The sequence below is a fragment of the Celeribacter sp. genome, from assembly GCF_048259695.1.
Taxonomy (GTDB): Bacteria; Pseudomonadota; Alphaproteobacteria; order Rhodobacterales; family Rhodobacteraceae; genus Celeribacter.
Window position 1 is genome coordinate 244,832 of record NZ_JBLXHL010000003.1, and the last position, 11,037, is coordinate 255,868.

Below are 11,037 nucleotides of genomic sequence, written 5' to 3' on the forward strand. Positions count from 1 at the left end.
GATATGGCCTATGCAACTCAAATCCTCTTTTCCCACGATCCTCTTGCCGTGCGTTTCGAACGTGCCGTCGAGGGTCTGCGTCACTGGCGTGCACAACGTGCCGAGTTCGAAAAAATCTACAACGAACTGGCCCAGATGACAGACCGTGACCTGACAGACATCGGCATTTCGCGCGGCCAGATCCGCGATATCGCCCAACAGGCTGCCGCCGCTGTCTAAGCGGACATTCAATCCCTCGTGGTCGGCACCTCCTCCCGCTGATCCACACAAAAACCCGCACCGTTTGGCGCGGGTTTTTTGCGACCTGCCCGGTGGCGGCGTGTAGATGCCCGTCCTATGGTTATGGCGCCGTATTCGCCGCCAACCATGGCTCAAGTTCGCGTTCGGCGGCGATCAGGGTTTCGACATTGAGCATCCGCCCGCTCATGGCGCGATTGACCGCACGGGTGCGTTTGTTGAACGCGCCGGTCTCATCCTCGACGCCGAGTTTTTGATAGAGCGACAAAAGACGGTTTTGCACCGAGCGCAGTGACATGGCCCGCCGGTCGGCGATCAGTTTGTCGGTGAGGCCAAGCGCCACATCGATCAGCACGTTGAACTCGCTTTCCGATAGGGCCGTGTGTGTTGTGGTGGCGCGTTGCTGATAGCCGTTGATCTCGCGGTCCACCATGATCTGTCCCTCGATCAACACCGCACGAAGCGCAAGACCAAGCCGGTTTTCCGATGCGGTTTTAAGGACATAGCCATAGGCGCTGGCTTCGGGGACGATATTGGTGATACCGCGCAGATAGGCCTCGTCGGCGTAGTTCGACCAGAACAGGATACGGGTATCGGGACGGGTCGACCAGATGGCGCGGGCGGCCTCGACGCCGTTGCGGCCGGGCATTTGCAGATCGAGGACCACACCGGGGTACATCCCCGTGGCGGCCTCGTCGACGCCTTTCTTGCCATCGGCGACACAGGTGATCTCGCTCACCTCGGGCATGGTTCTGGACACTGTTTCAAGCATGAAATTGGCGTGAAACTGGTCATCCTCGACGATCAAGAGCTTCATTGGGGGGCCTCCTGTGCCGACAGCGGCAAGCGAAACGTCACGCAGGTGCCATGTTCGCTTGTGATATCGAGATGGCCGCGCACGAGCCGCGCACGGGTTTCCATATGGGCGAGCCCCGAGCGGCGCGTGCGCCCGTGCGTGTCGAACCCGATACCGTCGTCGCGCACGCACATCACCAGATCCCCCGCGCGGTCGGTGTCGAGCGTGATGACAATGGAGGAGGCTCCGGCATGGTTGACCGCGTTGTTCACCGCCTCCTGACCAATGCGGTAGATGGCGGTACGCACGTCTTTGGGCAACATCTCGTCCATTTCGAAATCCACATTGTCGACCAAAGAGGTGCGCAGATCACAGGCACGGGGGGCGCGGGTCTGTGCCACTTTTTGCAGGTGCGCAGACAGCGCGTGGCTCAACCCGAACAGATCCAGTTGCGCGGGCATCGCCTCCTCGATGATCTGGCGCAGGTCGCGGATGCTGGTGGCCATGGCCTCGGCCAGATAGCTCCGGTCAAGGGGATGCGTCTCGTCGGTGAGGATGCGCATCAGCCGCGTGAGATCCGCGAGCGTCTGGTCGTGCAGGTCCATCCCGATGCGTTGGCGTTCCTGTTCGAGCGCGAGGGTCAGCGAGGAGGCGCCACGGCGCAGCCCTTCTTCGCGCGATTGCAATTCGGTGCGCGCCTGTGCGTCTTGTCGGGCTTTCTCGATTGCGCGCAGGGCGTGGAAATAGGGCGCAAGCAGATCGGCAAGGGGCTGTGCCAAGGCCAGGGTGTCGTGATCGAACCGGTTTTGATCGCTGTGCGAAATGTTCAATGTTCCAACGCGTTGGCCCATGACGTTCATGCTGACATGCACCCGCGAGCGCAGGTTGTGGTTAAAGATCGGCTCGCTCGTCGCCCCCGCAAAGGTCTGGCGCGGGTCCTCCATCGCATTGGTGCAAATCATGTAGTCCAGATCGCCACACAGGATGGACCGTACGGGCGAATTCTCCAACCGCGCACGTTTGCGCGACCAACGGGTCTGGATGCCGACCTCGTAGCTCACGGTCCAGTCGGGACCATCGAGCAAACAGATATCGAAATGGGTAAACGGAAGGACCTGCGCCACCTCTTTGGCAACGGCCGCCAGAGCCGACTGGATCTGTGTGACCCGGGCAAGGTGGTTGGAGATGCGCAGGAAAATATCCCTGTTGCGCCCCGCCGCCGCCGACGCGGGGGCGGCATGTTGTGTTGTCGCCTGATCCATGGCCTCTCCCTCACGCAGCACGGGCGTGTTCGTGTGTCAGGGTCAGGTGTAGCGCGGTTCGGAGCGGACGAGAACAGCAAACCCCGCATCTATTGTGCGGGAACCCGCAACAGGTTTGCGGCTTGTGCGCTTTACAGGGAAGGGCCGATTGTTAAGCATCCGGGTTCGTGATCCGCCTTGAGGAGGGCGAGATCCGCGATAGGGGCGCAGCGACAACCCTGCGCCGAACTGGGAGGAGACCCGATATGAAATCACTTTTTCTGAGTGCAGCGGCGGCCGCCATCATGGCGTCCGGTGCGACTGCCGACACATCCGATAAACGCATTGCCCTGTCTAACAACTACGCGGGCAACTCGTGGCGTCAGGCGATGTTGCAATCCTTTGAGGATGTTGCAACGAGCGCCGTGTCCGATGGCGCGGTCGCACAGGCCGATGCCTTTACCACATCCGAAAATCAGGCCACGGAGCAGGCCGCGCAGATCCAGAACATGATCTTGCAAGGGTATGACGCCATCGTCGTCAATGCCGCATCCCCGACCGCCATCAACGGCGCGATCAAGGAAGCCTGTGACGCGGGTCTGACGGTCGTATCCTTTGACGGCATCGTCACCGAGCCTTGCGCATGGCGCATCGCCGTGGACTTTAAGGAAATGGGGCGTTTGCAGGTGGAATACCTTGCGGGTCGTCACCCCGATGGCGGCAACCTGCTTGAAATTCGCGGCCTTGCGGGTGTGTTCGTCGATGACGAAATTTCCGCAGGGATCCATCAGGGTGTCGAAGAATTTCCACAGTTCGAAATCGTCGGCGCCGTGCATGGCGATTGGGCGCAGGACGTGGCACAAAAAGCCGTGGCCGGTATCTTGCCGTCTCTGCCCGAGGTGGTCGGTGTTGTGACCCAAGGGGGCGATGGCTATGGCGCAGCACAGGCGTTCAAGGCCGCAGGTCGTGACACGCCGCTGATCGTTCTGGGCAACCGTCAGGACGAGATGGCATGGTGGGCCGAACAGCGTGATGCCAACGGCTATGAAACCATGTCGCTCTCTATCGCTCCCGGGGTTGCCTCTTTGGCGTTCTGGGTCGCACAACAGATCCTTGACGGGGCCGACGTTCCCAAAGACCTGTCCGTGCCGTTCCTGAAAGTGACGCAAGACACGCTTGACGAAACGCTCGCCGCCACGCCCACAGGCTCGGTTGCAACGGTGGATTATAGCCTCGACGACGCCAAAGCCGTCATCGCAGCCGCACAGTAAGGACTGTTGATGACTGGGGCCATGACATCCGGCACCCCGATTGTCGCCTTGACCGATGCCGAAAAACATTTCGGTGCGGTCAGGGCGCTCGACGGGGTGAGCCTGTCCATCCACGCGGGCGAGTGTATCGGCCTCGTGGGCCATAACGGCGCGGGCAAATCCACCCTCGTCAATCTGATCAACGGCGGGCTTGCGCCCACAGGGGGGCAGGTGGCCTTTCCCGCTTCGGGGGCCGCACGGGCGCTCGACGCAGGCGTGCGCTCGGTCTTTCAGGAGTTGTCGTTGTGTCCCAACCTGACGGTGGCCGAGAACCTGCGCATTTCGCACAGCACTCTCAAAGGCATCGGGTGGCGCAAAGCGGCGCGTGCGCAGATCACCGAGAGCCTTGATCGCGTGTTTCCCGACCACGGAATCGATGCGGATATGACGGTGGACCGCCTGTCTATTGCCGAGCGCCAGATGGTCGAGATTGCCATCGGGTTCGCCCCGCGCGGATCGGACGCCCGTCTGGTCATTCTCGATGAACCAACCTCGTCGCTGGATGCAGGGATCGCGCGACAGCTTTTGGCATATATCCGCGCGTTTTGCGCCGGTGGCGGTGCGGTGGTTCTGATCTCTCACATGTTGGGGGAAATTTTCGATGTGGCCTCCTCCATCATTGTCATGAAGGACGGCAAAGTGGTGGCGTCGCGCCCCACGACAGAGTTTTCGCGGGCCACGCTTGTGGACGCAATGGGCCATGTGGCGGCCGACGAAACGGCTGCACAGGCAGACAAACAGAGCCGCGTGTTCGGTGACGAGATGCTGTCCGATGCGGGCGGGTTGTCGGCACGGCGCGGCGAGATCGTCGGTCTTGCGGGTCTGGCCGGACATGGTCAGGCCGAGGCCTTGGCGCGGCTGTATTTCGCTGCGACCTCCTCGTGGCGCGGTGGCAAGGACGCACCAATGGTGTTTGTGGCGGGCGATCGCGGGCGCGATGGCGTGTTCCCGCTGTGGTCGATCCTGCGCAACATCACCGTGGCCACGCTGTCACAAGAGGGACGGCGCGGCATGGTGGACCGGGACGGCGAGCGCACCATCGGTGCCAACTGGAAAGCGCGGATCGGCATTCGCACCGATGATATGTCCAACCCCGTTTTGTCGCTTTCGGGCGGCAATCAGCAAAAGGCACTTTTCGCCCGCGCTCTGGCCACCAAAGCGCCGGTTGTGGTCATGGATGACCCGATGCGTGGCGTAGATGTCGGAACCAAACAGGATGTATACGAGATGATCAGGGCCGAGGCCGCACAGGGCCGCACATTCTTGTGGTATTCCACCGAAACGGATGAGGTGTGCCAATGCGACCGCGTGTTCGTGTTCCGCAACGGCGCGATTTCCGCCGAGCTTTGCGGCGATGACATCACCGAAGACCGCATTCTCGAAGCCTCGTTCGAGATGCAGGAGGAAACGGCATGATCGCGCTCTTTGCCCGCTACCGCATTTTGCTGCCGGTGCTGTCCCTGACGGTGCTGTTGGTGGCAACGTTTTACCTTCAGCCCCGTGCGATGAGCTATTTCGGGGTCAACCTGTTGTTCAATCTCGCGGTACCCATCGCCCTGGCCACTGTGGCGCAGATGATGGTGATTATGGTCAACGATATCGACCTGTCGCTCGGCGCGTTCGTGTCCTTGACCGCCTGTGTGACCGCAACGCTGCTCAACGATACGCCTTTGGTTGGGGTGCTTGTGCTGATCGCGCTGATCCTCGCCTACGCAGGGATCGGTGCGTTGATCCATGCCTTTGACTTGCCTGCCATTGTTGTGACCTTGGGCATGTCATTCGTGTGGGGTGGCCTTGCCATCATGATCCTCCCGTCACCGGGCGGGGCCGCCCCGGGGTGGATCCGTTCGGTGATGACGGTCAAGCCGCCGCTCGCGCCAATGGCCGTGGTCGCGGCGATCCTGATCGCGGGGGTGACCCATTTGGTGATCATGCGCTCGGGCATCGGGACAATCCTGCGCGGGGTCGGCGGCAACGCCAAATCCGTGCAACGCGCAGGGTGGTCGTTGATCCGCCTCAAGGCGCTCGCCTACGGGCTTGCGGGTTTGTTCGGTGTGCTTGCGGGCATGGCGCTTGTGGGTCTGGCCACCTCGGCGGATGCCAATATCGCGATGCGGTACACGCTTTTGTCGATTGCGGGTGTGATTTTGGGCGGCGGCGAGTTCGTCGGCGGGCGGGTCTCCGCCGTGGGCGCTGTCATTGGCGCGCTCACCCTCGCACTTGCCGCGTCGTTTCTGTCCTTTATGCGCCTGTCTCCCGATTGGCAGATCGGGGCGCAAGGGGCGATCCTGATCCTCGTGCTGACGGCGCGTTTGATGTTCACCCGCAACGATAAGGAGCAGGGATGATGCCGGTTTTTAAAATGGCGCTCGCCCGTCCGTGGATCTGGTCATGGTTGGCCGCCGCCGCCGCGTTCCTCGCCGTCATGGCGTTGACGCAGGGGCGCGGGGCAGGGGAGCTGGCCTATGCCGCCCTGTCATTCGGGGCCTTTGCGGCCATCGTCGGCCTTGGCCAAATGCTCGTGATCACCTTGGGACCCGGCAATGTGGATCTGTCGATCCCCGCCACCATGACCCTCGCGGCCACCCTCGCGCTCAAGGTCATGGGCAGCCAGTCGGGGACAGCACTCGTGGGGCTTTGCGTGGCCGTGGGCGTGGGGATTGCGGCCGGTCTGGCCAATTTCGCGCTGATCTACCTGCTGCGGTTGCCTCCTATCATTGCCACCCTCGCGGCCTCGCTTGTGTTTCAATCCATTGCGATCTGGTCGAACCGTGGCCTGCGGATCAAACCGCCCGCCGAACTGGCCGGGTTTGCCACAGGGCGCAGCTTTGGCGTGCCGAATGTGGCACTCGTGGGGGTGCTGCTGTCGGTGGTGGTCTGGATCGTGTTGGAGCGTGCCATTTTCGGGCGGTGGCTGTTGGCGGCGGGTCAGAACCTGCGCGCGGCGCGACTTGCGGGCATCCCTGTCGAGCTTGTGCGGGCGACCACCTATGTCTCCGTCGCCGTTTTTGCCGCCATCGCGGGCTACCTGCTTGCCAGTTTTTCAGGCGGTGCGGCACTTAACATGGGACAGGAATACCTGCTCACCTCCATCGCCGTGGTCGTCATCGGCGGCACCTCGATCGCCGGTGGCATGTCCAATGTCCCCGGAGTGTGGGGCGCCTCGCTTTTCATGTTCCTCGTGGTCTCCATGCTCAATTCCTACGGCTTTGGTGCAGGGGTTCGTATGATGCTCACGGGCGCTATTATCATCGGCATTGTGATTGCCGCCAGCACGCGAAGGACACGCGCATGATCACCCTTCCCCCCCATCTCGAGGTCCGTGATCCGCGGTTTCTCGATCTCGTCCACCCGATGTCGCAACTCGAACGGATCGCCACAGGCTTCACATGGGCCGAAGGTCCGGTGTGGTTCGGCGATCATCAATGTGTGCTGTTCTCCGACATTCCCAATCAACGGGTCATGCGGTGGAGCGAGGCCGAAGGCCTGTCGACCTATAGCGCCGCATCCGGATTTCATAACGGACACACCCGCGACGCCCAAGGCCGCCTGATCAGTTGTCGCCACGGGGCGCGCGATGTGGTGCGCACAGAGACCAACGGCGCCGGGACCGTGATTGCCGACCGGTATGAGGGCAAGCGGTTGAATTCGCCCAATGACGTGGTCGTGTCGCGGGATGGCGCGGTGTGGTTCACCGATCCGACCTACGGCATTCTTGGCAATTTCGAGGGCTATCAGGCCCCCCCCGAACAAGCCGCCCGCCATGTGTTTCGTGTCGACCCCGCCACGGGGGAGATCCGCGCGGTGGTGTCCGATTTCACCCAACCCAACGGCCTTGTGTTCTCGCCCGACGAGCGCCGTCTGTACATTGCCGAAAGCGGATCGAGCCACGACGACAGCGTGCCTGCCGTGATCCGTCAGTTCGATGTGGACGGGGCAACCCTGACCGATCGCGGGATCTTTGCGACGATTGATTGCGGGCTGCCCGACGGGATGCGGGTGGATACGCTTGGCAACCTGTGGTCCTCGGCCGCCGACGGGGTGCATTGCTTTGCGCCCGATGGCACGCTTCTTGGCAAGATCCTTGTGCCTGAAACCGTGGCCAACCTGTGTTTTGGCGGTGCGGACGGCCATCGCATGTTCATCACCGCGACGACATCGGTCTACCGTATCTTTGTCGGCTCGCTTGGCGCGGAGAACTGGACACGGCCATAACCGCGCCGCGTGCAGCGCCGGGCATGGCCCACCAGCCGCCTGTCCGGCGGGGAGGTCCAAACGCGAAGCCGAACGCCTCAACAAAGATCTCTCAGCCGCCTGTCCGGCGGGGAGGGTCCGCATTGCGCGTGCGCCGCCGGACCATGATCTCTCAGCCGCCTGTCCGGCGGGGAGGACTTGGCGATCCTCAGGGCGAAGCGGCTATCATCTCTCAGCCGCCTGTCCGGCGGGGAGGTCTACCTCAATTACAGCCAACGCGCCATTTGCTCTCTCAGCCGCCTGTCCGGCGGGGAGGATTTACGGGTGTAAGCTTGCCGCCACGCATGTTCTCTCAGCCGCCTGTCCGGCGGGGAGGTTTCATATTGCGCGAACTTATTAGGCGTCTCTTCTCTCAGCCGCCTGTCCGGCGGGGAGGGAATAATCTTGATTATTCGGCTTCTGCCTCGTTCTCTCAGCCGCCTGTCCGGCGGGGAGGAGTTCGGGGGCGTGAATGGTTTCGAGCAGATCTCTCTCAGCCGCCTGTCCGGCGGGGAGGGGTCTGTCGGACGGGTATACTGTTCTTGTCGATCTCTCAGCCGCCTGTCCGGCGGGGAGGTGCGTGAGGGCGGATTGCTGCCGATTGATACGTCTCTCAGCCGCCTGTCCGGCGGGGAGGGTAGAGCGTGACTTCTACCCGACGCCGCTAGATCTCTCAGCCGCCTGTCCGGCGGGGAGGGGTTAATGCGCTATCCTCGAATTCCGAGCATATCTCTCAGCCGCCTGTCCGGCGGGGAGGGCAAAACGTCGATTTTGCCGCCGCTGTTATGTTCTCTCAGCCGCCTGTCCGGCGGGGAGGTGCAATCTCTCACGCTGCAAACATCGGGCGCGTCTCTCAGCCGCCTGTCCGGCGGGGAGGAGCTATTTCCAGTCCGTGGTTGAGCGCAGCATTCTCTCAGCCGCCTGTCCGGCGGGGAGGGCATTGCTAGGCCAATGTGCGCGTCAAACAAATCTCTCAGCCGCCTGTCCGGCGGGGAGGGGGAGCGCCGCCCCGTGCAGGGTTCGTGGAACTCTCTCAGCCGCCTGTCCGGCGGGGAGGGATCTTCGCAGTGCGTTGCCTGACGCTGTTCATCTCTCAGCCGCCTGTCCGGCGGGGAGGGCAAACGCTGTCCCCGTTGTCGTCCACGTAAGTCTCTCAGCCGCCTGTCCGGCGGGGAGGGATGTCGATGTATGGTACCCACCTCACTTAGATCTCTCAGCCGCCTGTCCGGCGGGGAGGGGTTTCAGGATCGCGTCCCAAATTGCCCACAATCTCTCAGCCGCCTGTCCGGCGGGGAGGATCGCCTTTGGGAAGGACCGCGAATAGGAAAATCTCTCAGCCGCCTGTCCGGCGGGGAGGATTTACGTCACCAAATCCGCAGTCACACTTGCTCTCTCAGCCGCCTGTCCGGCGGGGAGGGGTTGGCGTGCTGTCTGACGCGGGCCTTCAAGTCTCTCAGCCGCCTGTCCGGCGGGGAGGTCAACGGACGATGTATCGAGCAATGATACGTGTCTCTCAGCCGCCTGTCCGGCGGGGAGGATCTGCGCTTTGATAGCGTCCGCCCATATATCTCTCTCAGCCGCCTGTCCGGCGGGGAGGCGTGATGATGATGCCGCCGAACTCTGTTTGAGTCTCTCAGCCGCCTGTCCGGCGGGGAGGAAGTAGATTATCTTTGGCGCAATCGACGCGGTTCTCTCAGCCGCCTGTCCGGCGGGGAGGTTATTGATTGGACGGGTGGCGTCACTCCTGAATCTCTCAGCCGCCTGTCCGGCGGGGAGGGTATAATTGCCGATCTATTGGCCCCAAGCGTGTCTCTCAGCCGCCTGTCCGGCGGGGAGGAGTGTCGGGTGGATACACTGCAATTATTGATTTCTCTCAGCCGCCTGTCCGGCGGGGAGGAAGGCATGGAAACCCCGTTCGTATTGCCAGATTCTCTCAGCCGCCTGTCCGGCGGGGAGGTACATGCCGTCAAATGATACCAAAATATATAATCTCTCAGCCGCCTGTCCGGCGGGGAGGAAAGCACGGTTGGCTTGATCTGCTTCAATGCGTCTCTCAGCCGCCTGTCCGGCGGGGAGGACACAGACCAAACCAGAGGTCTTTGCCATTTATCTCTCAGCCGCCTGTCCGGCGGGGAGGATCATATCGCAATGAATGGTGTCAAGGTGCAATCTCTCAGCCGCCTGTCCGGCGGGGAGGGACTTCGACGGGTCACAGGTTGCACAGGCTTGTCTCTCAGCCGCCTGTCCGGCGGGGAGGAAAGCATTCCACTGCGCGGGCTTCCTTTTGAGTCTCTCAGCCGCCTGTCCGGCGGGGAGGGAAACGGGCATAGGCCGTGACGCTCGGCGCAATCTCTCAGCCGCCTGTCCGGCGGGGAGGATAATGTCGCCACCAACGTTCTGCTTGCAGTTTCTCTCAGCCGCCTGTCCGGCGGGGAGGAGCGGCACCACCCACAGCGCAAACGGCGCACATCTCTCAGCCGCCTGTCCGGCGGGGAGGAACCTGCAATTGACCACGGGTACAGGATCTTCTCTCTCAGCCGCCTGTCCGGCGGGGAGGTCTTCGCCCTTTCGATTTCGGCTTGGATCAGCTCTCTCAGCCGCCTGTCCGGCGGGGAGGGATGACTTTGAGCGCATCGAGCGGTTCGCTGATCTCTCAGCCGCCTGTCCGGCGGGGAGGGAGGACTTCGAGGCGCTTGGCGGCGATGAAATTCTCTCAGCCGCCTGTCCGGCGGGGAGGGTAAAGCAGAATAACGGTTTCCACCCCTTTAGTCTCTCAGCCGCCTGTCCGGCGGGGAGGTTCACTTATGTGAAGCCTGACGAAGTCATCGATCTCTCAGCCGCCTGTCCGGCGGGGAGGTTTCCCACGGCTCCGCGTTTGAGACGCCCGCATCTCTCAGCCGCCTGTCCGGCGGGGAGGGGTGATAGAGCGCGACAGAGCGCCAGACCGCATCTCTCAGCCGCCTGTCCGGCGGGGAGGGTCTCGAAAGAACTTGCAGACGATTCCATTATTCTCTCAGCCGCCTGTCCGGCGGGGAGGTGCATAGCTATCTCTCCATCAGTTTAGAAAAGTCTCTCAGCCGCCTGTCCGGCGGGGAGGTGCCGAGCGTGGATGCCGTAACAACGCCGTTGTCTCTCAGCCGCCTGTCCGGCGGGGAGGTTTGTGAACGAGGTCGATGGCCTCGTAGAATTTCTCTCAGCCGCCTGTCCGGCGGGGAGGCGA

At 62.4% G+C, this 11,037-nt stretch carries 8 protein-coding genes and 1 CRISPR repeat array (1 of these 9 running past the window's edge); of the genes, 6 read left to right on the forward strand and 2 right to left on the reverse strand.

Features of this window, described 5'->3' with window-relative positions:
• The first annotated feature begins 3 nt into the window (after positions 1 to 3).
• On the forward strand, positions 4 to 219 hold the full coding sequence (locus tag ACN0Q0_RS07040) for a DUF1127 domain-containing protein (protein WP_417242674.1): 216 nt from the start codon (positions 4 to 6) through the stop codon (positions 217 to 219).
• 121 nt (positions 220 to 340) lie between these two features.
• Here the strand turns inward: ACN0Q0_RS07040 and ACN0Q0_RS07045 are convergent, their stop codons facing one another.
• Positions 341 to 1,054 carry a response regulator gene (locus ACN0Q0_RS07045; RefSeq protein WP_417242675.1) on the reverse strand — a complete coding sequence of 238 codons (714 nt, stop codon included), beginning with the start codon at positions 1,052 to 1,054 and terminating at the stop codon, positions 341 to 343.
• Positions 1,051 to 2,295: a sensor histidine kinase gene (locus tag ACN0Q0_RS07050; RefSeq protein WP_417242676.1), complete on the reverse strand. Its 1,245-nt coding sequence runs from the start codon at positions 2,293 to 2,295 to the stop codon at positions 1,051 to 1,053. Before ACN0Q0_RS07050 ends, ACN0Q0_RS07045 begins: the two co-directional genes overlap by 4 nt.
• A gap of 245 nt (positions 2,296 to 2,540) precedes the next feature.
• On the opposite strand from ACN0Q0_RS07050, the gene ACN0Q0_RS07055 reads away from it, so the two are divergent.
• The 5 genes from ACN0Q0_RS07055 to ACN0Q0_RS07075 are packed head-to-tail and all read left to right on the forward strand — an operon-like array spanning position 2,541 to position 7,799.
• The gene (locus ACN0Q0_RS07055) at positions 2,541 to 3,545 is read left to right on the forward strand and encodes an ABC transporter substrate-binding protein (protein WP_417242677.1); all 1,005 of its coding nucleotides are present in this window, start codon (positions 2,541 to 2,543) and stop codon (positions 3,543 to 3,545) included.
• A 9-nt stretch (positions 3,546 to 3,554) separates the two neighbouring features.
• Positions 3,555 to 5,000: a sugar ABC transporter ATP-binding protein gene (locus ACN0Q0_RS07060; RefSeq protein ID WP_417242678.1), complete on the forward strand. Its 1,446-nt coding sequence runs from the start codon at positions 3,555 to 3,557 to the stop codon at positions 4,998 to 5,000.
• Positions 4,997 to 5,932: an ABC transporter permease gene (locus ACN0Q0_RS07065; RefSeq protein WP_417242679.1), complete on the forward strand. Its 936-nt coding sequence runs from the start codon at positions 4,997 to 4,999 to the stop codon at positions 5,930 to 5,932. Before ACN0Q0_RS07060 ends, ACN0Q0_RS07065 begins: the two co-directional genes overlap by 4 nt.
• On the forward strand, positions 5,929 to 6,879 hold the full coding sequence (locus ACN0Q0_RS07070) for an ABC transporter permease (RefSeq protein ID WP_417242680.1): 951 nt from the start codon (positions 5,929 to 5,931) through the stop codon (positions 6,877 to 6,879). Before ACN0Q0_RS07065 ends, ACN0Q0_RS07070 begins: the two co-directional genes overlap by 4 nt.
• Complete coding sequence (locus tag ACN0Q0_RS07075) at positions 6,876 to 7,799, forward strand: SMP-30/gluconolactonase/LRE family protein (RefSeq protein WP_417242681.1); 924 nt, start codon at positions 6,876 to 6,878, stop codon at positions 7,797 to 7,799. Before ACN0Q0_RS07070 ends, ACN0Q0_RS07075 begins: the two co-directional genes overlap by 4 nt.
• Positions 7,800 to 7,826: 27 nt before the next feature.
• A CRISPR array of direct repeats spans positions 7,827 to 11,037; the repeat unit is 28 nt; unit sequence TCTCTCAGCCGCCTGTCCGGCGGGGAGG (it continues 417 nt past the right edge of the window).

Bases quoted from the DNA above. Each gene is read 5' to 3' on its own strand.
- ACN0Q0_RS07075 (WP_417242681.1), top strand. From the start codon at position 6,876: ATGATCACCCTTCCCCCCCATCTCGAGGTCCGTGATCCGCGGTTTCTC.
- ACN0Q0_RS07050 (WP_417242676.1), bottom strand. From the start codon at position 2,295: ATGGATCAGGCGACAACACAACATGCCGCCCCCGCGTCGGCGGCGGCG.
- ACN0Q0_RS07045 (WP_417242675.1), bottom strand. From the start codon at position 1,054: ATGAAGCTCTTGATCGTCGAGGATGACCAGTTTCACGCCAATTTCATG.
- ACN0Q0_RS07060 (WP_417242678.1), top strand. From the start codon at position 3,555: ATGACTGGGGCCATGACATCCGGCACCCCGATTGTCGCCTTGACCGAT.
- ACN0Q0_RS07065 (WP_417242679.1), top strand. From the start codon at position 4,997: ATGATCGCGCTCTTTGCCCGCTACCGCATTTTGCTGCCGGTGCTGTCC.
- ACN0Q0_RS07070 (WP_417242680.1), top strand. From the start codon at position 5,929: ATGATGCCGGTTTTTAAAATGGCGCTCGCCCGTCCGTGGATCTGGTCA.
- ACN0Q0_RS07055 (WP_417242677.1), top strand. From the start codon at position 2,541: ATGAAATCACTTTTTCTGAGTGCAGCGGCGGCCGCCATCATGGCGTCC.
- ACN0Q0_RS07040 (WP_417242674.1), top strand. From the start codon at position 4: ATGGCCTATGCAACTCAAATCCTCTTTTCCCACGATCCTCTTGCCGTG.